This window comes from Streptomyces sp. NPDC058701 (assembly GCF_042715295.1).
Taxonomy (GTDB): domain Bacteria; phylum Actinomycetota; class Actinomycetes; order Streptomycetales; family Streptomycetaceae; genus Streptomyces.
Genome location: NZ_JBHXSY010000015.1, coordinates 74,371 through 100,269 on the forward strand (window position 1 = coordinate 74,371; position 25,899 = coordinate 100,269).

Annotated in this window: 21 protein-coding genes; 4 read left to right on the forward strand and 17 right to left on the reverse strand. The window is 74.0% G+C overall.

Annotated features, from left to right (window positions below):
- Positions 1-21 precede the first annotated feature (21 nt).
- The 11 genes from ACFWW8_RS18485 to rsmI all read right to left on the reverse strand — a co-directional run bounded on the left by ACFWW8_RS18485 (position 22) and on the right by rsmI (position 13,953).
- A complete protein-coding gene (locus ACFWW8_RS18485) occupies positions 22-714 on the reverse strand; it encodes a LuxR C-terminal-related transcriptional regulator (protein WP_386530098.1) in 693 nt (230 codons plus the stop codon).
- Positions 715-869: 155 nt separating this feature from the next.
- Positions 870-2,576 (reverse strand): hypothetical protein, encoded by a 1,707-nt coding sequence (locus ACFWW8_RS18490; protein ID WP_386529970.1) that lies wholly within the window; start codon positions 2,574-2,576, stop codon positions 870-872.
- Positions 2,577-2,617: 41 nt separating this feature from the next.
- Complete coding sequence (locus tag ACFWW8_RS18495) at positions 2,618-4,309, reverse strand: PQQ-binding-like beta-propeller repeat protein (protein WP_386529971.1); 1,692 nt, start codon at positions 4,307-4,309, stop codon at positions 2,618-2,620.
- Positions 4,310-4,464: 155 nt separating this feature from the next.
- The gene (locus tag ACFWW8_RS18500) at positions 4,465-6,267 is read right to left on the reverse strand and encodes an ABC-F family ATP-binding cassette domain-containing protein (RefSeq protein WP_386529973.1); all 1,803 of its coding nucleotides are present in this window, start codon (positions 6,265-6,267) and stop codon (positions 4,465-4,467) included.
- A 28-nt stretch (positions 6,268-6,295) separates the two neighbouring features.
- Positions 6,296-7,645 carry an acyltransferase gene (locus ACFWW8_RS18505; protein ID WP_386529975.1) on the reverse strand — a complete coding sequence of 450 codons (1,350 nt, stop codon included), beginning with the start codon at positions 7,643-7,645 and terminating at the stop codon, positions 6,296-6,298.
- Between the two features lie 116 nt (positions 7,646-7,761).
- Positions 7,762-8,670 carry a 4-(cytidine 5'-diphospho)-2-C-methyl-D-erythritol kinase gene (locus tag ACFWW8_RS18510; RefSeq protein ID WP_386529976.1) on the reverse strand — a complete coding sequence of 303 codons (909 nt, stop codon included), beginning with the start codon at positions 8,668-8,670 and terminating at the stop codon, positions 7,762-7,764.
- Entirely contained in the window at positions 8,667-9,587 is a 921-nt protein-coding gene (gene rsmA / locus ACFWW8_RS18515; RefSeq protein WP_386529977.1) for a 16S rRNA (adenine(1518)-N(6)/adenine(1519)-N(6))-dimethyltransferase RsmA, read from the reverse strand. Before rsmA ends, ACFWW8_RS18510 begins: the two co-directional genes overlap by 4 nt.
- An 82-nt stretch (positions 9,588-9,669) precedes the next feature.
- Complete coding sequence (locus ACFWW8_RS18520) at positions 9,670-10,881, reverse strand: ubiquitin-like domain-containing protein (protein WP_386530099.1); 1,212 nt, start codon at positions 10,879-10,881, stop codon at positions 9,670-9,672.
- A gap of 595 nt (positions 10,882-11,476) precedes the next feature.
- Positions 11,477-12,352 carry a TatD family hydrolase gene (locus tag ACFWW8_RS18525; protein ID WP_386529979.1) on the reverse strand — a complete coding sequence of 292 codons (876 nt, stop codon included), beginning with the start codon at positions 12,350-12,352 and terminating at the stop codon, positions 11,477-11,479.
- A 10-nt stretch (positions 12,353-12,362) separates the two neighbouring features.
- On the reverse strand, positions 12,363-12,884 hold the full coding sequence (locus tag ACFWW8_RS18530) for a hypothetical protein (protein WP_386529981.1): 522 nt from the start codon (positions 12,882-12,884) through the stop codon (positions 12,363-12,365).
- Positions 12,885-13,023: 139 nt separating this feature from the next.
- Entirely contained in the window at positions 13,024-13,953 is a 930-nt protein-coding gene (gene rsmI / locus ACFWW8_RS18535) for a 16S rRNA (cytidine(1402)-2'-O)-methyltransferase (RefSeq protein WP_386529983.1), read from the reverse strand.
- Positions 13,954-14,118: 165 nt separating this feature from the next.
- On the opposite strand from rsmI, the gene ACFWW8_RS18540 reads away from it, so the two are divergent.
- Complete coding sequence (locus ACFWW8_RS18540; protein WP_386529985.1) at positions 14,119-15,888, forward strand: dolichyl-phosphate-mannose--protein mannosyltransferase; 1,770 nt, start codon at positions 14,119-14,121, stop codon at positions 15,886-15,888.
- Between the two features lie 49 nt (positions 15,889-15,937).
- Here ACFWW8_RS18540 and ACFWW8_RS18545 read toward each other — a convergent pair whose 3' ends face one another.
- Positions 15,938-16,600 (reverse strand): histone deacetylase, encoded by a 663-nt coding sequence (locus tag ACFWW8_RS18545; RefSeq protein WP_386529987.1) that lies wholly within the window; start codon positions 16,598-16,600, stop codon positions 15,938-15,940.
- Between the two features lie 140 nt (positions 16,601-16,740).
- On the opposite strand from ACFWW8_RS18545, the gene ACFWW8_RS18550 reads away from it, so the two are divergent.
- Together ACFWW8_RS18550 and ACFWW8_RS18555 are read left to right on the forward strand one after the other, a co-directional pair.
- Positions 16,741-18,372, forward strand: a complete 1,632-nt coding sequence (locus ACFWW8_RS18550) for a penicillin-binding transpeptidase domain-containing protein (RefSeq protein WP_386529989.1) — start codon at positions 16,741-16,743, stop codon at positions 18,370-18,372.
- Between the two features lie 334 nt (positions 18,373-18,706).
- Complete coding sequence (locus ACFWW8_RS18555) at positions 18,707-19,192, forward strand: YbaK/EbsC family protein (protein ID WP_386529990.1); 486 nt, start codon at positions 18,707-18,709, stop codon at positions 19,190-19,192.
- Between the two features lie 37 nt (positions 19,193-19,229).
- Here the strand turns inward: ACFWW8_RS18555 and ACFWW8_RS18560 are convergent, their stop codons facing one another.
- From ACFWW8_RS18560 to ACFWW8_RS18575, 4 genes are read right to left on the reverse strand one after another with little or no spacing between them, the layout of a single operon-like run.
- Complete coding sequence (locus ACFWW8_RS18560; protein ID WP_386529992.1) at positions 19,230-20,408, reverse strand: serine hydrolase domain-containing protein; 1,179 nt, start codon at positions 20,406-20,408, stop codon at positions 19,230-19,232.
- A 40-nt stretch (positions 20,409-20,448) separates the two neighbouring features.
- Positions 20,449-21,210 carry an energy-coupling factor ABC transporter ATP-binding protein gene (locus tag ACFWW8_RS18565; RefSeq protein WP_386529994.1) on the reverse strand — a complete coding sequence of 254 codons (762 nt, stop codon included), beginning with the start codon at positions 21,208-21,210 and terminating at the stop codon, positions 20,449-20,451.
- A complete protein-coding gene (gene cbiQ / locus ACFWW8_RS18570; protein ID WP_386529996.1) occupies positions 21,198-21,959 on the reverse strand; it encodes a cobalt ECF transporter T component CbiQ in 762 nt (253 codons plus the stop codon). The genes ACFWW8_RS18565 and cbiQ overlap by 13 nt, the downstream gene beginning before the upstream one ends.
- 1 nt (position 21,960) lies before the next feature.
- The gene (locus ACFWW8_RS18575) at positions 21,961-23,025 is read right to left on the reverse strand and encodes an energy-coupling factor ABC transporter permease (protein ID WP_386529998.1); all 1,065 of its coding nucleotides are present in this window, start codon (positions 23,023-23,025) and stop codon (positions 21,961-21,963) included.
- A 182-nt stretch (positions 23,026-23,207) separates the two neighbouring features.
- On the opposite strand from ACFWW8_RS18575, the gene ACFWW8_RS18580 reads away from it, so the two are divergent.
- On the forward strand, positions 23,208-23,609 hold the full coding sequence (locus tag ACFWW8_RS18580; protein ID WP_386530000.1) for an SsgA family sporulation/cell division regulator: 402 nt from the start codon (positions 23,208-23,210) through the stop codon (positions 23,607-23,609).
- A 70-nt stretch (positions 23,610-23,679) separates the two neighbouring features.
- Here ACFWW8_RS18580 and ACFWW8_RS18585 read toward each other — a convergent pair whose 3' ends face one another.
- A complete protein-coding gene (locus ACFWW8_RS18585) occupies positions 23,680-25,878 on the reverse strand; it encodes an MMPL family transporter (RefSeq protein WP_386530001.1) in 2,199 nt (732 codons plus the stop codon).
- Positions 25,879-25,899 lie beyond the last annotated feature (21 nt).

Genomic DNA, 25,899 nt, shown 5'->3' on the forward strand with positions numbered 1-25,899 from the left:
GAAATCGGCGGCCCGATCCGCTCAGCCGCCGGCCCCGGCGGGCGGCTGAGCGGGAGCCGCCCGGTCCAGCAGTCCGGTACGGGCGGCGAGGGCCGCCGCCTCCAGGCGGGACCCCACGCCCAGCTTCATCAGCACCCGCTGCACGTGCGTACGGGCGGTGCTGGGCGCGATCTCCATCCCGGCCGCGATCAGCCGGGTGTCCTCGCCGTCGGCGACCCGGACCAGGACCTCCACCTCGCGCGGGGTGAGCAGGCGCAGCAGCCGGCTGCCCTCGTCGTCGGGCTGGACGGCCGGGTTCAGGAGTTCCGCGAAGGCGCCCTGGAGGAGTTGCGGGGAGATCGCCACCTCGCCGGCCCGGGCCTTGGCCAGGGCCCGCTCCACGCCCTCGATCCGCTCGTCCTGGCGTACGTACCCCGAGGCGCCGGCGGCGAAGGCGGCCGCGATCCCTCGCGGGCTGGGCACCGGGCCGAGGACGACCACGGCGATCTGCGGGCGCTCCCGCTTCACGCGGAGCACGGGTTCGAAGACGCCCGGCCCGGCCGGGGACGCGGTGCCGAAGAGGCAGACCTCCGGGGCCCGGCTGATCACCAGTTCGGCGGCGCCCGCAGCCGGGGCGGCCGCGGCGAGCACCCGGTGCCCGCGCAGTTTCAGGGCAGAGGCGAGCGCCTCGGCCAGCAGGCGGTGCTCGTCGACCACCACGACCCGTACGCCCATGAAGGCATCCACCCCCGACCCTTCTGACCCGGCAAGCTACACGCTTGTTCGACGGTGCGAGGGGGATACCGCGCAGAAGCCCCCGGAAGGCGGACCTTCCGGGGGCTTCGGGGCGGCGCGGGTCCGGCGGGGCCGGGACGCGGGTGCGGGAGCGGTCAGCTCGCCGTGAAGGAGACGAAGAGGTACTCGGGGTCGCTCTTGTCCGAGTACGGCTTGCGGGCCGTCGTGCGCGAGATGAACAGCTTGCCGTTGTGGTAGCGGTACTCGGAGTACTCGGGCGAGAAGGCGGTCTCGATGCGCTGGCTCGTCTTCTCCGACGGGTTCTGCATGAGGAGGGTCTCCTTCATGGTCGTCCCGTCGATGCTGACGATCTGGCCGCCCTTGTCGTAGGGGGGCCTCTTGTAGGCGATGACGTTCGAGCCGTCCATGCGCAGCGGGGACAGCGTGAACCCGTCGCCGGCGTCGGCGCGGTCGGTGGTCTGCTTGCCGGTCTCCAGGTCGAAGGAGAGCAGCTCGTTCGTGCGGCCGCTGGCGGACGCGCCGCCCTGGTGCTCGTAGGAGGGCACGTAGATCTTGCCGTTGCCGACGACCATGTTGGAGCACTTCTCGACCTCGGTGGCCGCGCACTTGCCGGCGAACGTGCCGTCGGCGAGCGAGATGCGCGCCTTCAGCTCGCCCGTGGGCGCGATGACGAAGAGGTCGCTGACGCCGGTGGCGTTCTTGGCGGTCTTGCCGACATCGGCCCCGACGATCAGGGGCTTCGTGGAGACGATGCCGGCGTACTCGATGCCCGGCGCGAGCTTGTACGAGGCCGTGGGCGCGCCGGTGGCCGGGTCGAGGAGCTGCGCGTGCAGGGTCGGGCTGGAGCTCCGGCCGCACTTGCGGATGACGCCGAGGGCCTCGCCGCCCGCGTAGCCCGCGTCGCGGCAGCCCTCACCGTCGATCTTGGGCAGCCACAGGGACTTGCCGTCGGCGAGGTTCCAGGCGGCGCCGCCCGCGGTACCCGCGGCCGCTACGGTCTGGCCGCTGAGCGTGACCTCGTAGTAGGACACGGGCTTGTCGCCGCTGGTGGCGCCCTTGGCGTTGCCGGACCAGAGGAGCTTGCCGGCGGCGAGGTCGATGACACCGACCTCGGTGCACTGCGGGTACTTGTTCTCGGGCGTGGGCATGACCGCCTTGAAGAGGACGGCCGTCTTGTTGTCGCTGACGTGCCGGGACGCGCCGCAGAGCTCGCCGGGGAAGGGCAGCTCCCACTTCTTGCCGCCGTCGACGACGTTGTAGCCGACCACCTTGGCCACGTCGGACTTGACGTAGGTGGAGTCGGTCAGCCAGGAGCCGGCGACGTTCGCGATGTCGGCCGGCTGCGGGCTCGGCTGGTTCAGCAGCGGCTTCGACTTGGGGTTGGCGGGCACCTTCTCGGAGCCGCCCGCGCCCTGGGGCTTGCCGTCGGGGCCGGCGCTGGGGCTGCCGCTCGCGGTGGGCTGCCCGCCGGTGCCGCCGCCGTCGCCGGAGACGTACCAGAAGCCGCCTCCGACGATCATGACGATGGCGAGCAGGGCCGCGCCGACGATCATCAGCTGGGTGCGCTTGTCGTTGCCGCCGGCCGGGGGCCGGGCGGCCTGGACCGGCACGGCGGGCGGCTGCCCGTACGGCGGCGGGGTGCCGGGGCCGGGCTGCTGCTGCTGCGGATATCCGTAGCCCGCCGGGGGCTGCTGCGGGTATCCGTACCCGGCCGGGGGCTGCTGGGGGGGCGTCGGCGGCACGGGCGGCGGCACGGGCGCGCCGAATCCGCCCGGCGGGGGATCCTGCGGCGCTCCGAAGCCGCCGGACGGCGGCTGGCTGGGGGGCGGCGGGGTGCTCATCGGTTGCTACTGCCTCTCGGTGGGCGGCTCGTTGGACGCGTTCACTTGCCGAAGACCATCAGGAACTTCTCGTCCTTGCCCCGGGCCTGCAGGCGCGATACGGAGAGGAAGAACCGCCCGTCGACGTAGTCGAGCCTGGGGGTGTGGAAGGCGCTCTCGACCGGGGCCGCCGCGCCCGACGGGTTGCGCAGGAGCGCGGTGGGGGTGGCGCCGCCGGCCGGGATCGAGAGGATCTCGCCGCCCTTGTCGTACTCGGCCTTGCGATAGGCGATGAGCTGGCCGCCGGCGGCCTTGAGCGGGGTGAGGGTGCGCTCGGCCCCGGCCGGGGTGCGCCACTTCTCCTTGCCGGTGGACAGGTCGAAGGCGACGACGGCGTTGCCCGCGACGGGGTCGCGCGCGGTCGCGAGGTAGAGGGCCCCGCCGTCGACGACGGCCGAGGAGCAGACGGAGAGGGACCGGAAGATGCCGGTGTCCCCGCAGCCGAGCGGGAACTTCCCCTCGGCGGAGAGGTTGGGGCCCTGCTTCCCGTCGGCTCCGATCACCGTGATGACGCGTTCCTTCGTCGCCTCGTTGCCGAGGTCGACGACGAGCGGGTCCAGCGAGTAGACGCTGGTGACCTTGAAGCCCTTGGGGACCCGGTAGGTCCAGCCGCGCTTGCCGGTGACCGGGTCGGTGCCCTGGATCTCGGCGGTCTTGTCGTCGTCGAGGCAGGTGGCGAGGCCGACCATCCTGCCGTTGCCGGCCGCGTAGGAGCTGGGCTTGCAGCCCTCGGCCTGGGTGCTGGCGAAGAGCTTGTCACCGCTGCTGACCTTGAAGGCGCTGGCGGTGCCGGCGCGGCTGATGGCCACGGTGTCGCCGGTGATGGCGACGGTCGGGCTGGTGAAGATGTCGAAGAGCTGCTCCTTGGGCACCTCCTTGGACCAGACCTCCTTGCCCGACGCGAGGTCGACCACGCGCATCTGCGTGCAGGCGGCGGACTCCGCCTCGCTCTCCCGGTACATGACGACCGTCTTGTTGTCGGCGGTGGTCTGCGGGGTGACGGAGCAGACCGCGGCGGGGAAGGAAAGCGTCCACTTCTCCTTGCCGTCGGCGACGCCGTAGCCGGTGAGGGACTTCCAGACGCTCTTGACGACGGTGTCGCCGACGACCCACTGGCCCTCGGACTCGACTCCCATGCCGGGGCCGTCGATCTTGGCGGTCTTCAGCCACAGGACCTTGTCCTCGCCCTGCTGGCGGCCGGCGTTGAGGTCTTCCTCCCCGGCGCCGTTGCCGGTGCCGTCGCCCTTGTCGGCCTCGGCCGGGGCCGAGGGCTTGGGGTCGGCGGGGGCGGATCCCTGCGCCACGGGCTTCTCGGGGTCCGCGCCGTCGCCGCCGGAGAAGGCGAGGTACCCGCCCGTGCCGAGGACGAGGAGGCCGGCGACGGCGGCCGCGATCAGGACGGTCGCCTTCTTCTTCGGCGGGGTGCCGGAGCCGCCGAGCGCCTGGCCCGAGTGCACGGTCGGGGGCTGCGGCGGATAGGCGTAGCCGGGCGGGGGCTGCTGCTGGGGGTACTGCGGAGGCTGCTGCGGCGCCGGCTGCGGCTGTTGCTGCGGCGGCTGGCCGTACGGCGGTTGCTGCGCGTACGGGTTCGCGCCCTGCGGCGGATATCCGTAGCCGGGCTGGGGCGGGCCGGGCAGGTGACCGTAACCGGAGGGTGTCGGCGGCTGGTTCGGCGGCTGGGGCGGCTCGGTCATCAGCGCACGCTTTCGGCTTCGGGGAGGTCGTGGGGGATGCCTTTCTATCACTCACGCCTTCCTTGTGCCGGGCCGGTCCGCCCCCTGTTCCCAAGGGAGGACCGGCCCGTGACGCCGTCGTTATCCGGCCAGTCGGTCCGGAGGACGGCCGGAGGCTACGCCTCCTCCGCCAGCTCCAGCCAGCGCATCTCCAAGTCGTCGCGGTCGGAGAGGAGTTCCCTCAGCTCCGCGTCGAGCTTGGCCACCTTGTCGTAGTCGGTGGAGTTCTCGGCGATCTGCGCGTGCAGGCTGCTCTCGCGGTCGGAGAGCTTGTTCAGCTGCCGCTCGATCTTCTGGAGCTCCTTCTTCGCGGCGCGGGATTCGCCGGAGGCGGACGTCTTGGCCCCGGCCGGGGCGGCGGCGGGCGCCGGCGCGGCCGCCTCGATCATCCTCCGGCGGCGCTCCAGGTACTCGTCCAGACCGCGCGGCAGCATCCGCAGGCTGGCGTCGCCGAGCAGGGCCATCACCGTGTCGGTGGTGCGCTCGATGAAGAACCGGTCGTGGGAGATCACGATCATCGACCCGGGCCAGCCGTCGAGGAGGTCCTCCAGCTGGGTCAGGGTCTCGATGTCGAGGTCGTTGGTGGGCTCGTCGAGGAAGAGGACGTTCGGCTCGTCCATCAGCAGGCGCAGGATCTGCAGCCGTCGCCGCTCACCGCCGGAGAGGTCGCCGACCGGCGTCCACTGCTTCTCCTTGGTGAACCCGAACTGCTCGCACAGCTGACCCGCCGTCATCTCGCGGCCCTTGCCGAGGTCGACGCGGTCGCGCACCCGCTGGACGGCTTCGAGGACCCGCAGCGAGGGGTCGAGTTCGCCGACCTCCTGGGAGAGGTAGGCGAGCTTGACGGTCTTGCCCACGATGACCTTGCCCGCGGCGGGCTGGACCTCGCCCTGGGTGCGGGCGGCCTCGGCCAGGGCGCGCAGCAGGGAGGTCTTGCCGGCGCCGTTGACACCGACCAGGCCGACGCGGTCGCCGGGGCCGAGGTGCCAGGTCAGGTGCTCCAGCAGGGTCTTCGGGCCGGCCTGGACGGTGACGTCCTCCAGGTCGAACACCGTCTTGCCGAGGCGGGCGTTGGCGAACTTCATCAGCTCGGAGGTGTCGCGCGGCGGCGGCACGTCGGCGATGAGCTCGTTGGCGGCCTCGATGCGGTAGCGGGGCTTGGAGGTCCGGGCGGGAGCGCCGCGGCGCAGCCAGGCCAGCTCCTTGCGCATCAGGTTCTGCCGCTTGGACTCCTCGGTGGCGGCGATGCGGTCGCGCTCGGCGCGGGCGAAGACGTAGTCGCTGTAGCCGCCCTCGTACTCGTGCACGTCACCGCGCTGCACGTCCCACATGCGGGTGCAGACCTGGTCGAGGAACCAGCGGTCGTGGGTGACGCAGACGAGCGCGGAGCGGCGCTCCTGGAGGTGCTTGGCGAGCCAGGAGATGCCCTCGACGTCGAGGTGGTTGGTGGGCTCGTCGAGGATCAGCAGGTCCTGGTCGGCGATGAGCAGCTGGGCCAGCGCGATCCGGCGGCGCTCGCCGCCGGAGAGCGGGCCGATGACGGTGTCCAGGCCCTGGCCGAAGCCGGGCAGGTCCAGCCCGCCGAAGAGGCCGGTGAGCACGTCGCGGATCTTGGCGTTGCCGGCCCACTCGTGGTCGGCCATGTCCCCGATGATCTCGTGGCGGACGGTGGCCGCGGGGTCGAGGGAGTCGTGCTGGGTGAGGACGCCCATGCGCAGTCCGCTGTTCTGGGTGACCCGTCCGCTGTCGGGCTCCTCCAGTTTGGCGATCATCCGGATGAGGGTGGTCTTCCCGTCGCCGTTGCGACCGACGACGCCGATCCGGTCCCCCTCGGACACGCCGAGGGAAATGCCGTCGAGCAGGGTACGTGTGCCGTACACCTTGCTGACTGCCTCGACATTGACCAGATTGACGGCCATCAGACGCGCTCCAGGGAAGGGGTGTGGATCAGCCCCTCAGCCTAACCCTCCGGGCCGGGCCCGACCGTTCCACCAGGAGCCAGCCCGCGAGCGTCATGCCGATCGCGGCGGGCGCGGTGACCGGGACGGCGATCAGTACGGCGCTGTGGCCCTCCAGCAGGCCGCCGAGGCCGGTCATGGACAGGCCGAGGACGCCCAGGAGGCAGAGCGTGACGCCGAGGGCGGCCGCCGGCCCGCCACCGGCCGGGGCGCTCCCCGGGGGCTCGGCGGGCCCCGGCCGGGCCGGGGCCTCGAAGCGGCGGAACACCGCGACGAGGAGCGCGGTCAGCAGGGCGGCGAAGGCGAGCCGCACGGGGACCTGCGCCCACCAGGCCGCGTCGGCCGGGACCGGGAGGGCGAGGCCCAGGGCGAGCTGGGCCGCGTACACCCCCAGCATCGCGGTGAGGTGCCAGAGGAAGGCGGTCATGGCGATGCCGTTGGCGGCGACGACCGCGCGCCAGACGCGCGGGCGGCGCAGCCGGGCGGTGGCGGGTCCGGCGAGGAGCTGGACGGCTCCGACGAGCCACAGGCCGTGGCAGAGCAGGGCGAGGGTGGGCGGCGCCATGTTGGACACCTTCTCGCCGGGCATCCCGACCATGGACAGCGGGTACGGCCCGTAGGCGACGAGCAGCACGGCCCCGCCGAGTCCGGCGGCGGCCAGGGCCGCGGGCCGGCGCAGACCGCCCAGACGGCCGTCGGCGCGCAGGAAGCCCAGCTGGTGCACGGCGAGCCAGACGAAGGCGAAGTTCAGGAACTCGGCGTACGGCACCCCCAGCGCGAAGCGCAGCACGTCGACGAGGGCGGCCGCCCCGGCCAGCCCGGCGAAGGCGCCCCAGCCGAAGCGTTCGTGGAGCCGCAGCAGCGGCGGGGTGAAGGCGACCATGGCGAGGTAGATCCCGATGAACCACAGCGGCTGGGTGACCAGCCGCAGGGCGGCTCCGGTCAGCCGTCCGCCGCCGGCGCCGGCGAGCTGGAGCGCGAGGGCGGCCGCGCCCCAGACCAGGACGAACACGAGGGTGGGCCGCAGCAGCCGCCGGAGGCGGGCCCGCAGGAAGCCCGCGTACGCGCCGCCGTCGGTCCGGCGGGCGAGGGAGCGGTAGGACAGGGCGTGCGAGAAGCCGCCGACGAAGAAGAAGACGGGCATGACCTGGAGCACCCAGGTGAGGACCTGGAGCCCGGGCACGAGGGCGAGCAGGTTCCCCATGCCGTCGCCGCTGACGGCCGCCATCAGCCAGTGGCCGCACACGACGGTGCCGAGGGAGGCCGCGCGGAGCAGGTCGACGTACCGGTCCCGCGTGGCGGGGGTCGCGGCGGCGATGGCGCTGGAGCTGACGGTCATGTCCCCAACATCGCGGCCGGCCGGGGCCCGCGACAGGGTACGGGTACTCAGTTCCGGCCTGGGTACGCCCGCCCGCGGCTCCCCGGGGCCCGTTGCCGGGGCCCGGGCGAGCGGGGTCAGGCCGGCAGGACCGTCGCGCCGGCCGCCGGGCCGGACGCCACGTGGGTGGCGCGGCAGGTCCCGGAGGCGTCGAGCCCGGCGGCCACCTTGGCGGCGGCCTCCGCGTCCCGGACCAGGAACGCCGTGGTCGGGCCCGATCCGGAGACCAGCCCGGCCAGCGCTCCGGCGTCGGCCCCCGCGGCCAGGACGCCGGCCAGCCCCGGCCGCAGCGAGAGGGCGGCGGGCTGCAGGTCGTTGGCCAGGGTCGCGGCCAGCGCGTCCGGGTCGCCCGAGGCGAGGGCGGCCAGCAGCTCCGGCGGCGCGACCGGCGCGGGGACCTCCGTACCCGAGGCGGCGGCGAGGCGGTCGAACTCGCGGAAGACGGCCGGGGTCGACAGTCCGCCGTCGGCGACCGCGAACACCCAGTGGAAGGTGCCCGCGTCCACCGGGGTCAGCAGCTCGCCGCGGCCGGTGCCGAGCGCGGCGCCGCCCACCAGGCTGAACGGGACGTCGCTGCCCAGGGCCGCGCAGATGTCGAGGAGTTCGGCGCGCGGGGTGCTCAGGCCCCACAGGGCGTCGCAGGCCAGCAGGGCCGCGGCGCCGTCGGCGCTGCCGCCCGCCATGCCGCCCGCCACCGGGATGCGCTTGTCGATGTGCAGGTGGACGGCCGGGTCGAGGCCGGCGCGCTCCGCCAGCATCTCGGCGGCGCGCGCCGCGAGGTTGCCGCGGTCCAGCGGGACCCGGTGCGCGTCGGGGCCCTCGCAGGTCACCGTCAGCGCGTCGGCCGCGGTGGCCGTCACCTCGTCGAAGAGGGAGACGGCCAGGAAGACGTTGGCCAGGTCGTGGAAGCCGTCGGGGCGGGCCGCGCCCACCGCGAGGCGCACGTTGACCTTCGCGGGGACCCGTACGGTCACGGCGCCGCTCACAGCGCGGGCTCCCGCACCGCCGGCTTGTGCTCGGCGATCGCCGCGAACTCCTCCACCGTCAGCGACTCCCCGCGCGCCTGCGGCGAGACGCCGGCGGCGACCAGGGCCGCCTCGGCGCCGGCCGCCGAGCCGGCCCAGCCGGCCAGGGCGGCGCGCAGCGTCTTGCGGCGCTGGGCGAAGGCCGCGTCCACGACCGCGAAGACCTCGGCCTTGGTGGCGGTGGTCTTGACGGGCTCCGTGCGGCGGACGAGCGAGACGAGGCCGGAGTCGACGTTCGGCGCGGGCCAGAAGACCTTGCGGCCGATGGACCCGGCGCGCTTGACGTGCGCGTACCAGTTGGCCTTCACGGAGGGGACTCCGTAGACCTTGTTGCCGGGCTCGGCGGCCAGACGGTCGGCGACCTCGGCCTGCACCATGACCAGGGTCCGCTCGATGCTCGGGAAGCGGTCGAGCATGGTGAGCAGCACGGGCACGGCCACGTTGTACGGCAGGTTCGCGACGAGCGCGGTGGGCGGCGGGCCGGGCAGCTCCGTGACCAGCATCGCGTCGGAGTGGACCAGCGCGAAGCGGTCCTGGCGCGCGGGCATCCGGGCCTCGATGGTGGCGGGCAGCGCAGCCGCGAGGATGTCGTCGATCTCCACCGCGACCACCCGGTCCGCGGCTTCCAGCAGCGCGAGCGTCAGCGAGCCCAGGCCCGGGCCGACCTCGACCACCACGTCGTCGGGGCGGACCCCGGCGGTGCGCACGATACGGCGGACCGTGTTGGCGTCGATGACGAAGTTCTGGCCCTTCTGCTTCGTCGGGCGTACGCCCAGGGCCGCGGCCAGCTCCCGGATGTCGGCGGGGCCGAGGAGGGAGTCGGATGCGGGGGTCTCGGGGTTCTCGGGGTTCTCGGGCTGCTGCTCTGCGGTGCTCACCGGTAAAGCGTCTCAGATCGAACGGGCGGGCCCGCGCCGGGAGGGACGGGGAAGGCGGGGGGACGGCAGGCGGAGGGAAGGCCTACAGCCGGCGGCCGCAGTGGGGCCAGGGGCTCGCGCCCCGCTGGACGTAGAGCTTCTTCGCCCGGAACGTCTGCTCCGATCCCGGGGCGTCCTGCGGGCGGCCGCTCCCGCCGAGCCCCTGCCAGGTGCGGACGTCGAACTGGTAGAGGCCGCCGTAGGTCCCCGAGGGGTCGGTGGCGGAGGGGCGGCCGCCGGACTCGCACTGGGCCAGCGCCGCCCAGTTGAGGCCGTCGGCGCCGGCGACCGAGGTCGGCAGCGGTTTCGTGCCCACCTTGACGAGCTGCCGGACGGGCTCGCGGACGGTCTCCTCGGCGATCCGGCGGGGTTTCTGCCGGACCCCGTTGACGGTGCGCAGGCTGTACGTGACCCGGCGGGCGCCCGGCCGGCCGACCCGCTCGACGACCTCGGTGCCGGCGAACAGGGTGGGGTCCTTGACCCGCTCCGTCGTGTAGGGGACGCGCTCTTCGCGGACCTCGCGGCTGCCGGTGATCCGGAGCACGGTGACGGTCTGGCCGTCGCGCGGGAAGGCGGTGGAGGGCACGGAGGTGGTGTCCTCGCCGCGCAGGGTGATGCCGGCCTGGTCGAGGGCGTCCCGGACGGTGGCGGCGTTGGTGCGGATCGTGCGCTCGCGGCCGTCGGCGAGGAAGGTGACGCTGCGCTCGGTACGGACGCTGAGGGCGAGGCCGGCGCGCGGGACCGGCGCGGTGCGGGGAGCCGAGAGGTAGGCGCCCTCGGCGCGGATGCCGAACTGGCGCAGGGCGCCCTCGACGGTGCGGGCGGTGGTCCACACCTCGCGCTGCCTGCCGTCGAGGGTGAGGCGCAGCGGGCGGCCGTAGCGGACGACGATCTCCTCGCCGTCGTCGAGACGGGCGTCGCGGGCGGGGGCGACGAGGTCGTGGGGGCCGGTGCCGAGTCCTTCGGAGGCGAGCAGTTCGCCGATGTCGTCGGCGAAGGTGTGCAGGTCGCGGGAGACCCCGTCGACGGTGAGGCGTACGGCCTTGTCCGCGGCGACGAACGCGGTGGTGCCGCCGGCGAGGAAGGCGACGACCAGCGCCTGGGGGACGATCCGCCGCCAGGTCGCGCCGCGGGCGGAGGTCCCCGCCGTACGGGCGCCGCGCCGGCGTCCGGCGCCGGGAGCCCCGGCCGGCCCCCCGGGCGCCGGCGCCGGGACGGCCGGCGCGGGGACGGCCGGCGCGAACGGGGCCGCCACCGCCTCGGCGGGACCCCGGCGGCGGCCGGAGCCCGAGCCCGCGAGCGGTACGTCGGGCCGGCCGCCCCGGCGCCGGCCGGGTCCGGCGGGTGCGGGCAGGATCCCCGGCCCCGCGGCTTCGGCGGCGCTGCCCCGGCGTCTGCCGGAGCCGGACGGGGCGGCCGCCGCGGCGTCGGCGAGCTCCCCGGCCCCGCGGCGGCGGCCCGTGCCCGGTTCGCCGCCGGGGGCGGGGATGGTCACGGCGCCGGGGAGCGTCACGGCGGCGGCCGGGGCCCCCCGGCGGCGGCGGCCCGCCGGAGCGTCCGGGGCCGCCGCGGTTGCCGTCGGGGCGTCCGCTTCCGCCGGGTCCCACGGGGCGGCCGGCCGGCCCCGGGCCTCGTCCTCGTACGCCTCCGGCACGGGACCGCCACGGCGGTGACTGCCCTGCGTATCGCTCACGACGCTCGCTCCACTGGTCCGGCCCCCGCTGGTTCGGGCACGGCACCTTAGCGGAGGATCCGTCACGCTCCCAAGCTGTTCGATTACACAGCGTGGCGATCGCGCGGATGTCCGGACCGGGTTCCGGGGAGACCGGCGGGCCGGGTCCGGCGGGGCGTCAGTAGTCGAAGGCGCGCGCCGTGTTGGCGGCCAGGGCGGTGGCCATGGCGTCCTCGTCGAGGCCCCGGACGGCGGCCATCGCCCGTACGGTCAGCGGAATGAGGTAGGGCGCGTTGGGACGTCCGCGGTACGGCGCCGGGGTCAGGTACGGGGCGTCCGTCTCGACGAGCACCAGCTCCAGCGGGGCCACGGCGAGGGCCTCGCGCAGGGGAGCGGCGTTCTTGAAGGTGACGGTCCCGGCGAAGGACATGTAGTACCCGGCGGCCGCGCACGCGCGGGCCATCTCGGCGTCCCCCGAGTAGCAGTGGAAGACGGTCCGTTCGGGGGCGCCCTCCTCGCGCAGGACGCGCAGCACGTCCGCGTGGGCGTCCCGGTCGTGGATGACCAGCGCCTTGCCCCGCCGCTTGGCGATCTCGATGTGGGCGCGGAAGGAACGCTCCTGCGCGGCCGCGCCCTCCGGGCCGGTCCGGAAGTAGTCGAGGCCGGTCTCCCCGACCGCCTTCACATGGCCGAGCGCGGCGAGCGCCTCGATCTCGGCCAGCGCGTCATCGAGCGCGGACTCGCCGCCACCGGTCCGGGCTCCCTGCCGGGACCAGCCGTCGGGGTCCCCGTGCACGATGCGGGGGGCTTCGTTCGGGTGAAGCGCCACGGCGGCGTGGACGTTCGGGTACCGGGCCGCGGTCTCGGCGGCCCAGCGGGACCCCTTCACGTCGCAGCCCACCTGGACGACCGTGGTCACGCCCACCGACGCGGCCTTGGCGAGGCCCTCGTCGACGGTGTCGGCCTGCATGTCGAGGTGGGTGTGCGAGTCGGCCACCGCGACCCGCAGCGGTTCGGGCAGCGGCGGCGGGGCGTCCTTCGAAGCGGTGCTCATGCCGCCGATCCTATGACCGGCGGAAAAGCCCCCTCAGCCGGGCGAGCGGTCCCCGGCGCTCGCCGGCGGCGTCCACGGCGACCGGTCCGGGGGCGTCGTGGAGCCGGGAGGCCCTGCGCGGCTTCGGGGCCCTCGGCGGCCTGGGCGACTTCGGGGCCCTGGGGACGTTCTGACCCGCGGGGACGGGTCCGGCGATGCCGGGCGCGACGGGGTGGTGGTAGAGCTGGTCGATCATCCCGAGCACGGAGGAGACCTGCCCCGCCCGCATGATCCGTACGACGTGCCCGCCGCAGTTCAGGCAGGTCGGGTTCGACAGCGGGGAGGGCACCCGCTCCCGGTCGGCCGTGTAGGTGATGAACGGGCGTCCCGCGCCGTCGACGCGGTGCTCTATCTCGTACGCCTGCTCCCAGCCGTAGCCGCACCTCATGCAGGCGAACGAGTAGGCCTCGTGCACGATCTGCAGGGCGGGGGTGGACACGGCGCGGGGAACCGCGGCGGCGACGGGTACCGGGGTGTCTGCGATCTCACTCATGCCAGCTCCTCTTGTTCCACTGGTGCCATGGCCAGTGGACGCCTCTCCGGGCGGGAGCGCATCAGGCTGGGTCGAGTGTTGGACGGTCCTTGGGCGACTCATGCCCAAAGCGCCCGGTGCGCGGTCTGAGCTTTGCCTTTCAGGTTAGCTCTTTACCGGACGAGGGCACCTTTCGAGCCTCGTTCTTTGCCGTCACCACCGCGTCGAAGACCTCGCGCTTGGGTACCCCGGCCTCGGCCGCGACCGCCGCGATGGCCTCCTTGCGCCGCTCCCCCGCCTCCTCGCGCACCCGCACCCTGCGCACCAGCTCCTCGGCGTCCACGTCGCCGGGCAAGGCCGCCGGCGCGCCCTCGACGACGACGGTGATCTCGCCGCGGACGCCCTCGGCGGCCCAGGCCGCGAGCTCGCCGAGCCCGCCGCGCTTGACCTCCTCGTACGTCTTGGTCAGCTCGCGGCACACGGCCGCCCGCCGGTCGGCGCCGAAGACCTCCGCCATGGCGGCGAGGGCGTCGTCGAGCCGGTGCGGGGCCTCGAAGTAGACGAGCGTGCGCCGCTCGCCGGCGACCTCGCGCAGGCGGCCCAGACGCTCGCCCGCCTTGCGCGGCAGGAAGCCCTCGAAGCAGAACCGGTCCACCGGCAGTCCGGAGAGCGCGAGCGCGGTGAGCACCGCGGACGGGCCCGGCACGGCGGTGACCTTGATGTCCTTCTGCACGGCGGCGGCGACCAGCCGGTAGCCGGGGTCCGAGACGGAGGGCATGCCCGCGTCGGTCACCAGCAGCACCCGCTTGCCCGCCTCCAGGGCCTCGACGAGCTCCGGGGTGCGGGCCGACTCGTTGCCCTCGAAGTACGAGAGCACCCGCCCGGTGGTGTGCACCCCGAGCCCCTGCGTCAGCCGGCGCAGCCGCCGGGTGTCCTCGGCGGCGATCACGTCCGCCCGCTCCAGCTCGGCGCCGAGCCGCGGCGGGGCGTCCGCCAGGTCGCCGATCGGGGTCCCGGCGAGGACGAGGACGCCTGCCTGGGCGGCGGGCGTGTGGACGGGTTCGGGGCCGCGGGGCTGGTCAGCTGTCACCGGCCCATCCTCTCAGCCCGTCCGCCCGCCCCGGCCCGCGGCGGGGGCGGGGGCTCGTCGGGGGTGGTCCGGCGGTGGCTCCGGGGCCCCGTCCGTCCGGCGCCGGAGGCCCGGCGGGCCCGCGGCGACTGGGGCTCCCACAGATCGGTTCCCTACCATGACCCGGTGACCAGTACCGCGACGCCGCCGCCCAGCCCCGCGGGGGCCCCGCCCGCCCCGCCCGCGGGACGCGCAGAAGAGCCGCCCCCGTGGCTGCGCCGCCTGCGCGGTTTCGGCTACGCGCCCCCGGCGGGGACCGGGCCGCGCCCGGACGTCCGCACCCGCCTTGTGCCCCCGTACGCCAAGCCGTCGGCGCAGCTGTGGGCGACCTTCGGGCTGGCCCCCGAGGTGTGGGGCACCTGGCGGCGCATCGTCGCGTGGGCCGGTCCGCTGCTGGTGGCGCTGGTCGCCGGCGTGCTCCGCTTCGTGCACCTGGGCAGCCCGAAGGCGGTGATATTCGACGAGACGTACTACGCCAAGGACGCCTGGGCCACGATCCGCCAGGGCTACGAGGCCAGCTGGCCCAAGGACATCGACAAGTCGATCCTCGCCAACCCGGACGGGGTGCCGCTGCCGGTCGACCCCGGCTACGTGGTGCATCCGCCGGTCGGCAAGTGGGTCATCGGGCTCGGCGAGTGGATGTTCGGCCTCACCCCCTTCGGCTGGCGGTTCATGACCGCCGTGCTCGGCACGCTGTCGGTGCTGATGCTGTGCCGGATCGGGCGCCGCCTCTTCCGTTCCACGTTCCTCGGCTGCCTGGCGGGCACGCTGCTGGCGGTGGACGGCCTGCACCTGGTCATGAGCCGGACCGCGCTGCTCGACCTGGTGCTGATGTTCTTCGTGCTCGCCGCGTTCGGGGCGCTGCTCATCGACCGGGACCGGGCCCGGGCCAGACTCGCCGGCGCGCTGCCGGTGGACGAGGAGGGCCGGACCCGGCCCGACACGAAGATCGCCGAGACGCTGGGGCTGGGCTGGCGGCCGTACCGCATCCTGGCCGGCGTCTGCCTGGGTCTGGCCGCGGGCACGAAGTGGAACGGCTTCATCGCGCTGGCCTTCTTCGGCGTCCTGACCGTCCTGTGGGACGCGGCCGCGCGCCGCACCGCGGGCTCGGGCGCCCCGTACGCCTCGATGCTGCGGCGCGACGCGCTGCCCGCCTTCGTGTCGACGGTTCCGGTGGCGGTGGCGACGTACGTGGCCTCCTGGTCGGGCTGGATCCTCAGCCCGGACAACGGCAAGGGCGGCTACCTGCGCGACTGGGCCGCCAAGTACGACCAGGGCAGCACGCTGTCGTTCCTGCCGGAGTGGGTGCGCAGCCTGTGGCACTACGAGACCGAGGTCTACAAGTTCCACGTCGGCCTGACCTCCGGGCACACCTACGAGTCCAACCCGTGGAGCTGGCTGGTCCTGGGCCGGCCCGTCTCCTTCTTCTACGAGTCCCCCGGCCCCGGCACGGACGGCTGTCCCGCGACGGAGGCGGGCAAGTGCGCCCGCGAGGTCCTGGCCCTGGGCACCCCCCTGCTGTGGTGGGCGGGCTGTTTCGCGCTGCTGTACGTGCTGTGGCGGTGGTTCTTCCGCCGCGACTGGCGGGCGGGCGCGATCGCGTGCGCGCTGGGCGCGGGTCTGCTGCCCTGGTTCAACTACCAGGAGCGGACGATCTTCTTCTTCTACTCGGTGGTCTTCGTCCCGTACCTGTGCCTGGCGGTCGCGATGATGATCGGCGCCCTGCTGGGCCCGGCGGGCTCCTCGGAACGCCGCCGCGCCCTGGGCGCGATCGGGGCGGGCGTACTGGTCCTGCTGATCGTGTGGAACTTCATCTACTTCTGGCCCATCTACACGGGCGAGACCCTGCCCATGGACTCCTGGCGGGGCCGCATGTGGCTGGACACCTGGGTGTAGCGGGTCCCGCCCGGCGGCGGCGTCGGGCGGGGTTCAGGGGGGCAGAAGTTCAGGGGTTCAGGAGGGTCGTGATCCGGGCCTCGGTCCAGGCGCCGGCCGCGCCAGGGCAGCGGGCGAGGTACGCGGCGACGGAGCGCTCGTCCCACGCGCCGGCCTCCAGCAGGCCCGTCGCCAGGAGCCGCACGTACGCGGCGGAGGGCTCGACCCAGGGCACGTCCCCCATCGCCCACGGCGCGGTGAACGTCAGCACCGGAACGCCCTCCAGCACGCCGGGGCAGATCAGCGTCTCGTACCGGCCGGGCCCCAGCACGTCGCGGCCCGTGCGCAGGACCGTGGTCAGGTCGAGGTCGGCGCCCGGCTCCCGGTACATCTCCTGGGCCGCGATGTCGGCGAACTGCCGCGCCGACACCAGGTGGGCCCGCGCCCGGGTCCGCCCCGGCGGCGCCGGATCGTAGAAACCGCGGCCGCCGGTCCACACCGCGGACTCCGTGGCGAAGTACAGCCGGCCCGGCAGTTCCACGGGGACCGACCGCGCCGGGGCGCGCCGGTCGCGGCACCCGGGGTGCTGGTGGGAGGACCCGGGAGGGGCGCCGCCGGCGATGTAGGAGTTCAGGCGGTCCAGGTGCATGTTCGAGCCGTACGCCGTGTACCAGACCAGGTCCGGCTGCGGCCCGTCCACCCGGGCCGATTCCACCTCGTGCACGACGCTCATGGGACGCATGGGGCTCCTGGGAGATGTTCCGGTCCGGTAACAAGGGTGAATGACTGTGTATGCACAGCGTAAGGTCTGCACCTGAGGTTCTTTGAACATGTTCAGAGAAACGATGTGTTTTCCCGGGGGAGGGACCAGAAGTGAACGGGGCAGCGAAGAGTGCCGTCATCGGCGGGGTGTTCCTGACGATGGTGGGCGGGACCGCGTACGGGGTGTACGCGCTGGTGGGGGACGACGGCGGGGGCGGTGGCGCGTCCACCGGCACCGAGGTCCGGTCGGAGAAGGCCAGTGGGCCGGTCGGCGAGAAGGAGGCCACCGCCACCGCGACGGCCTTCCTGACGGCGTGGGCCGCGGGCGACGGCAGGGCGGCCGCCGACCTGACGAACAACGCCGCGGCCGCGCAGACCGCGGTGGGCGACTTCACGACCAAGGCGTACGTGTCGAAGGCGGTGATTACCCCCGGCCCGCCCACCGGCACCACCGTGCCCTTCAAGGTCGCGGCGGAGATCACGTACGAGGGTGTCACCAAGCCCCTCGCGTACGACTCCAAGCTGACCGTGGTGCGCGGCCTGACCAGCGGAAAGGCCCTGGTCGACTGGCAGCCCTCGATCATCCATCCGGCGCTGGGCCCGGGCGACGCGCTGCGCGCCGGCGCGCCCGCGAACCCGCCGGTCAAGGCCGTGGACCGCAACGGCGAGGAGCTGACCGCGGAGAAGTACCCCTCGCTGCGGACGGTCCTGGCCCAGCTGCGCGAGACGTACGGGGCCAAGGGCGGCGGCAAGCCCGGCGTGGAGCTGTGGATCGGGCCGGGCGACGGGAACGGGGCGAAGCGGACCCTGCTCACGCTGGTGGAGGGCGAGCCGAGCACCCTCAAGACGTACCTGGACGCGAAGGTGCAGGCGGCGGCCGAGCAGGCCGTCGCCAAGTACCCCGAGGCGTCGGTGGTCGCCGTCAAGCCGAGCAACGGGCACATCCTGGCCATCGCCAACCACCGCGCGGACGGTTACGACGCGGCGATGACGGGCAACCGGGCCCCGGGCTCGACGATGAAGGTCGTGACGGCCGCGATGCTGCTGGACCGCGGCCTGGTCGCGGCCGACAAGCCCGCGGAGTGCACGAAGGAGGTGGTCTGGGGCGGCCGCACCTTCCACAACCTGAAGAACTTCGAACTGCCCGGCGCGACCTTCGCGAAGAGCTTCGCCCAGTCCTGCAACACCGCCTTCATCAAGCCGGTGGACGACGTGCGCGACGACGCGGCGCTGTCCAAGGAGGCCCAGGAGGTGTTCGGCATCGGGCTGGACTGGAAGACGGGCATCAAGTCCACGGACGGCAAGGTGCCGACGGCGACGGGCGCGGAGGAGGCCGCCGCGTACATCGGGCAGGGCCGGATCACCATGAACCCCCTGAACGTCGCGTCGATCACCGCGACCGCGCGCACCGGGGTGTTCCGCCAGCCGCTACTCGTCTCCCCGGACCTCGACGGCCGTACGGTCGCCACGGCCGAGCGGCGGATGAAGCCGGCGGTGCAGCAGCAGCTGGTGTCGATGATGAGGCTGACGGCGACCAGCGGTACGGGCGCCAAGGCGATGGCGCCGGTCGGCGGCGACAAGGGCGCGAAGACCGGCTCCGCGGAGGTCGACGGCGCGGGCAGCCCGGACAGCTGGTTCACCGGGTTCAGCGGCGACGTGGCCGCGGCGGCGATGGTCGAGGGCGGCGGCCACGGCGGCGACGCGGCAGGCCCGATCGTCGCCACGGTCCTCGCCTCCCGCTGACCCGCCGGGGCGCGGGGGTCCTGCGGCCCACCGGCGCTCACAACGCGGCGGGCCGCAGGGCACTCGCGTCCGCCGCGTTCACGGCTCGGCGGCCCTGGATCAGTACCACGCCCACCACGAGCCGGGGCCCGGCCCCGTCCCTTCCGGCCCGGCCGGCGTCTGAGGCGCGGGGGTCCGAGGGCAGGGCCCCCGGCAACGGCGCCGCACCCGCCGGCCCAACCGCCCGGAAGCGGGACCGGGACCGGGCAGCCCCCGGGGCGCGGGGCCGAGCCCCGTCAGCCCCGGCCACGTCGGGCCGTACCCGCCCGCCGCCCCGTGGGGATACCGTGCCCCCATGACCACCCCGCACCCCCTCTTCGCGGAGGCCCTCACCCGCCTCGGCCTCGACGCGTCGGCCGTCCGCAGCTTCCCGGACGGCACCCGCACCGCCGCCGACGCCGCCGCCGCGATCGGCTGCGCGCTCGGCCAGATCACCAAGTCGCTGATCTTCGCGGCGGACGGGGTCCCGGTGCTGGTGCTCGTCGACGGCGCCTCCCGGGTCGACGTCGAGGCGGTCCGCCGTGAACTCGGCGCCGCGCGCGTCACCCGCGCCGACGCCGCCGTGGTCCGCGAGACCACCGGGTACGCCATCGGCGGCGTACCGCCGTTCGGCCACCGCACCCGGACCCGCGTGCTGGCCGACCGGGCGCTGCTCGACCACGACGTCGTCTGGGCGGCCGCCGGCACCCCCCACACCGTGTTCCCGATGCCCCCGAAGGAGCTCGTCGCGCACGCGGGAGCCGTCCTGGCCGACGTACGCGAACGGCCGGCCGGCGCCTGACGGCCCGCCACCGCCCTAGCCTGTCCGGACAACACACCTAGAGGCTGGCGCGCACCGCCCGGACCAGGGCCTGCGCCCGCGGGTCGGCGGTGACCGACTTGGCCAGGGCGTTCGTGACGTACCCGAAGCCGACGCCCGCCTCCGGATCGGCGAAGGCCAGCGAGCCCCCGCGCCCCGGGTGTCCGAAGGAGGCCGGGGACAGCAGCGGTGAGGCGGCGCCGTGCAGCATGTAGCCGGGGCCGAAGCGGGTGTTCACCACGAGCACCCGGTCCGGGCCCGCGGACAGCTCCGTCCCGGCGAGGGCGGTGGTCCGCGGGGTGAACAGGCGGCCGCCGTCCTCGGTGTCGTCCAGCAGCGCCGCGTAGAAGCCGGCCAGCGCCCGGGCCGTGCCGGTGCCCGCCGAGGCGGGGAGTTCGGCGGCCCGGTACTCGGGGGCGTTCTCGTCCGGCAGCGGGTCGATGGCGGCGAAGGCGCGCCGGGTCAGGGAGGCGGGGTCGGCGTACGCCTCGGAAACGTTCCTGCGCGGCCGGATCCGCAGCGAGCCCGCCCGCTCGGGGGGTTCCACCGGGGCGACGCGGCCCACCCGGCCGGCCGCCGCCTCGGCTGCGGGCAGGCCGATCCAGAAGTCCAGTCCCAGGGGGCCCGTGACCTCGGCCGCCAGCCACCGGCCGATCGAGGTGCCGGTCACCCGCAGCACCAGCTCCGACAGCAGCCAGCTGTACGTCTGCGCGTGGTAGCCGTGGTCGGTGCCGGGCTCCCAGAAGGGCCGCTGTCCGGCGACCGCGCGCGGCCCGGACGTGCCGTCGACGGCCTCGGCCGGGGTCAGGCTCCGGTCCAGCGCGGCTATCCCGGCCCGGTGCGCGAGCAGGTCCCGTACGAGGACCCGGTCCTTGCCGCCCGCCTTGAACTCGGGCCAGTACGAGCCCACCGGCGCGTCCAGGTCCAGCAGCCCCCGCTGGTGCAGCAGCAGCGGTACGGCGGCCGCGACCCCCTTGGTGGCCGACCGGACCACCTGCGCGGTCCCCGCTCCCCACGGCTCGGCGGAGCCTCCCGTGCTGGCGTCCGCGTCCTTCGGCCCGGCCCACAGGTCGACGACCCGGCGCCCGTCCCGGTACACGGCCACGGCCGCGCCCCGGTCCCCCAGCACCTCGAAGTTGCGTACGAATGCCTCGCGGACGGCCTCGAAACCCTCCGCCACCTCACCCTGGATGTTCACGAGCGGTCCAACACCCGGCGCCGCGCCCTTATGCCACGGCCTACGCCACGTGCACGGAGCGCGGGTCGAAGCCGAACGGCAGCTCCAGGCGGTGGGACCGCATCAGCTGCTCGTCGCACAGCAGGTCCTGGGTGCGGCCGTCGGCGGCGATGACGCCTCCGCTGAGGATCACGGCCCGCGGGCACAGCTCCAGCGCGTACGGCAGGTCGTGCGTGACCATCAGCACCGTCACGTCCAGGGACCGCAGGACGTCGGCGAGCTCCCGCCGCGAGGCCGGGTCCAGGTTGGACGAGGGCTCGTCCAAGACGAGGATCTCGGGCCGCATGGCCAGTACGGTCGCCACGGCGACCCGGCGGCGCTGCCCGAAGGACAGGTGGTGCGGGGGCCGGTCGGCGAAGCCGGACATGCCGACCTGCTCCAGGGCCCCGTGGACCCGCTCCTCCAGCTCCGCGCCGCGCAGGCCGGCCGCCGCCGGGCCGAAGGCGACGTCCTCCCGGACGGTGGGCATGAACAGCTGGTCGTCGGGGTCCTGGAAGACGATCCCGACCCGGCGCCGGACCTCGGCGAAGTTCCGCTTCTCCACGGGCAGCCCGGCCACGGTGACGGAGCCGACGCCGCCGGCCAGGATCCCGTTGAGGTGCAGGACGAGGGTGGTCTTGCCGGCGCCGTTGGGGCCGAGCAGGGCGACGCGCTCGCCGCGCCCGACGGTCAGGTCCACTCCGAAGAGGGCCTGGTGACCGTCGGGGTAGGCGTAGGCGAGGCCGGAGATCTCCAGGGAGGGTGCGGTCGTCACAGGGTCCATCCCATCAGACAGACGGCGAGCGCCGTCACCGGGAGCGCGGCGGCGTACGCCCACTGGGTGCGCGTGGCCGTCACCTCGTCGATCACCGGCATGGAGCCGGCGTAGCCGCGGCTGACCATGGCCAGGTACACCCGCTCGCCGCGCTCGTAGGAGCGGATGAACAGGGCGCCGGCCGTCTTGGCGAGCACGCCCCAGTGCCGGACGCCGCGGGCCTCGAAGCCGCGCGAGCGGCGCGCGACGGACATCCGGCGCAGCTCGTCGGTGACCACGTCGCCGTAGCGGATCATGAAGGAGGCGATCTGTACGAGCAGCGGCGGCAGCTTCAGCCGCTGCAGGCCGAGCAGCAGCGCCCGCAGTTCGGTGGTGGAGGCGAGGAGCACGGAGGCGGCGACGCCGAGGGTGCCCTTGGCCAGGACGTTCCAGGCGCCCCAGAGCCCGGAGACGCTGAGCGACATGCCGAGCACCTCGATCCGCTCGCCCTCCGCCACGAAGGGCATGAGGACGGCGAACGCGACGAACGGGACCTCGATCACGAGGCGCCGGAGCAGGAAGCCCGCGGGGATGCGGGCCACGGCGGCGGCGCACGCGACGAGGACGGCGTACAGGCCGAAGGTCCACACCGCCTCCCGCGGTGTGGACACGACGACCAGCACGAAGGCGAAGGTCGCGGCGAGCTTGCAGTGCGGCGGAAGGCGGTGGACCGGCGAGTGCCCGTGCCGGTAGAGCGTGTGGGCGTGGCCGGCTCCCATGTCAGCTCGCCGCGGTGGGCGCCGTGGAGGCGGCGGTGAGCTCGTCGGAGCGGTGGCGGCGGCGGGACACGGCGATGAAGACGCCGGTTCCGGCGGCGACGGTCGCGCCGACGCCGATGACCCCGGCGAGACCGCCGGACAGGCGCGGGTCCTCGACGTCCTTGACGCCGTAGTCGGCGAGCGGGGAGCCGGCGGCCGCGTGGTCCTCGGCCTTCGCGTCGATGCCCTTGTCGGCGGCGACCTTCTCCAGGCCGTCGGGGCTGGCGGAGGCGTAGAAGGAGACGAATCCGGCGAGGACGAGGGCGGTGGCCAGCCCGGTCAGCCAGAACCTCCGGGTGGAGCGGTGGGCCGCCGGCGCGGGGGCCCGGACGGCGGGGACGTCGACGAGCTCGCCGCCGACGCGCAGCTTCAGCGGCGCGTGCAGCCCGCGGGCCCCGTGCACCAGGTCGGGGCGGACGGCGATGACGGCGCCGACGGTGGCGGCGGTGATGGCGGCCTCGCCGATGCCGATGAGGACGTGCACGCCGACCATGGCGGTGAGGACCTTGGCGAGCGGGACGTCGGTGGTGCCGCCGACGGCGTAGACGGCGGTGAAGGCCGCGGCGGCGGCCGGCACCGAGACGAGGGCGCCGGTGAAGGCGGCGGCGGTCACGGAGCGGCGGGTGGGCGGCAGCACCGTGAGCAGCCCGCGGAAGATCGCGTACGCGACGACCACGGTGACGACGCCCATGACGGTGATGTTCACGCCCAGCGCGGTCAGCCCGCCGTCGGCGAAGAGGATGCCCTGCATGAGGAGCACCACCGAGACGCACAGCACGCCGGTGTAGGGGCCGACGAGTATCGCGGCGAGCGCCCCGCCGAGCAGGTGGCCGCTGGTTCCGGCCGCCACCGGGAAGTTCAGCATCTGGACGGCGAACACGAACGCGGCCACGAGGCCGGCGAGCGGGGCGGTGCGCTCGTCGAGTTCGCGGCGCGCGCCGCGCAGGCTGACGCCCACCGCGGCGACGGCCACCACCCCGGCGGCCACCGAGACGGGTGCGTTGATGAATCCGTCGGGCACATGCATGGAATGGCTCCGCTTCCTCACACACAGACTTACAAAGTCTTTAACCGTTTAAGAATAGTGCCCACTTGCAAACCGTTGGCAAGAGCGTCTCGGTCACAAAGAGAGCGGTGCGCTTTCGTCGGAATGTGCGAGGCTGGACGGACAAACGGACTCAAATGTTCCGATTTCGAGGAGTCGTGTCGATGTCAGCGACCGCCGAGAATCCGCCCGCCGCCGGAGCGGCCACCGCGACCGCGGCCGCCGTCGAGGAACGCGCCAGGGCGCGCGTGATCACCGACGACCCGTTCTACCGGACCGTCCCGGCCTTCCTCCGCTTCGACCCCGACGAACCCCTCGCCGTCCGGATCGTCTTCCCCGCGGACCTCTCCCCCGAGGGCACGGACAACGAATGGGTCTTCCCCCGCGCCCTGCTGGAGGCCGGCCTGGTGACCCCGACGGGGACCGGGGACGTACGCGTCTGGCCCTGCGGCCGCGTCCAGGCGGTCGTCGAGTTCCACTCCCCCGAGGGCGTCGCCGTGGTGCAGTTCGACATCGCCGTGCTGCGCCGCTTCCTGCGCCGTACGTACGCCTCCGTCACCCGGTAGGCGCAAACGGCCCGGCCCCGTACCACCCGGCGAACAGGCGGTACGGGGCCGGGCCGTCGGGCCGGAGCCGTCAGGCGTCGACCAGCTCGCGGTCCTTGTCCGGACCCTCCGGCGGGGTGGCGCCGGCGAGGTGCTTGCGCAGGCTCTCGCCCTCCACGTCCACGTTCGGCAGCAGCTTGTCCAGCCACTTCGGCAGCCACCAGGCCTTGTGCCCGAGCAGGGCGAGGACGGCCGGGACGATGGCCATGCGGACCACGAAGGCGTCGAAGAAGACGGCGACGGCGAGCCCGAAGCCGATCATCTTGACCATCTGCTCACTGGCCCCGATGAAGCCCGCGAACACCGCGATCATGATGACGGCGGCGGCCACGACCACCCGGGCGCTGTACTGGAAGCCCGTCACGACCGCCTGGCCGGGGCGCTCGCCGTGGACGTACGCCTCGCGCATGCGGGTGACGAGGAAGACCTCGTAGTCCATGGCCAGGCCGAAGACCACGCCGACCATGAAGATCGGCATCATCGACATGATCGGGCCGGTCTGCTCCACCCCGAACAGCGAACCGAGCCAGCCCCACTGGAAGACCGCGACGACCGCGCCGAGGGCCGCGACGACCGACAGCAGGAAGCCGAGGGCGGCCTTGAGCGGGACCAAGATCGAGCGGAACACCAGCATCAGGAGCAGGAAGGCGAGGCCGACCACGAGCGCCAGGTAGGGCAGCAGCGCGTCGTTCATCTTCTGCGAGAAGTCGATGTTCATCGCGGTGGCGCCGGTCACGAGGACCTCGTCGCCGCTGACCGCGCGGATCTCGTGGACCAGGTCCTCGGTCTGCGTCGAGGACGGACGGTCCTTCGGGATGACGGTGATGACGCCCGCGTCGCCGGCCTCGTTGAGGTTCGGCGGGGTGACCGCGGCCACGCCCTCCAGCCCCTTGATCCGGTCGACGGTCTTGTCGGCGAGCGCCTTGTCGCCGTCGACGACCACCATCAGCGGGCCGTTGAAGCCCGGGCCGAAGCCGTCGGACAGCAGGTCGTACGCCTGGCGCTGGGTGGTGGAGACCGGCTGGGCGCCGTCGTCCGGCAGGCCCATCTCCAGCTTGCTCGCCGGGATCGCGACGATCCCGAGGCCGATCACGCCGGCCAGCAACACCATGACGGGGCGGCGCAGCACGAAGCGGGCCCAGCGGGTGCCGCCGTTGGCCTTGGGCTCGGCCCCGGCCGGGCGGCCCTTGCCGAACAGCCTGCTCTTCGTACCGGCCGGGAGGACCTTGCGGCCCGCGAAGCCGAGGATGGCCGGGACCAGGGTCAGGGCGACCAGGACCGCGATGACCACCGTTCCGGCGGCCGCGAAGCCCATCTTGGTCAGCATCGGGATGTTGACGACGGCCAGGCCCACGAGGGCGATGACCACGGTCAGACCGGCGAAGACGACGGCGGAGCCGGCGGTCCCCGCGGCCCGGCCGGCGGCCTCGTCGCGCTCACGGCCCTCGGCGAGCTCCGCGCGGTAGCGGGAGACGATGAAGAGGGCGTAGTCGATGCCGACCGCGAGGCCGATCATCATCGCGAGGGTGGACGTGGTCGAGCCGAGGTCCAGCACGTTGGCCAGCGCGGTGATCGAGGAGACGCCGATGCCGACGCCGATCAGCGCGGTCAGCAGCGGCAGACCCGCGGCGATCAGCGAGCCGAAGGTGATGACCAGGACGATCGCGGCGACCGCGATGCCGATGATCTCGCCGGACCCGGTCTCGGGGGCGGCCATCAGGGCGTCGCCGCCGATCTGGACGTTCAGCCCCGCGGCGGTCGCCTCCTTGCCGGAGTCCTTCAGCGCCTCGCGCGTCTCGTCCTTCAGCTCCATGCCGCTGACGTCGTACTTGACGCTGACGTAGGCGGTGGAACCGTCCTGGCTCACGGCCTGGGACTGGTACGGGTCGGCGACCGAGGAGATCTGCTGCGCGCCCGGGCCGGACTTCAGCTCGGAGACGATCTTCTCGACCTCGGTCTTGGTCCCGGGGTCGGTGACCTTGGCGCCCTCGGGCGCCTTGATCACGATGCGGGCGGTGGCGCCGTCGGCGGCCATGCCCGGGAAGCGCTGGTCCAGCAGGTCGAAGGCCTTCTGAGCCTCCGTGCCGGGTATGGAGAAGGAGCCGGAGGTGGGCGCGGACGCCGATGCGGCGCCGAAGCCGGCGACGAACAGCAGCGCCACCCAGACGAGGGCGACGAGGCGGCGGCGCCGGAAGGCGCCCCGGCCGAGCCGGTAGAGGAAGGTGGCCACGTCGTGGTTCTCCCGTTCAGG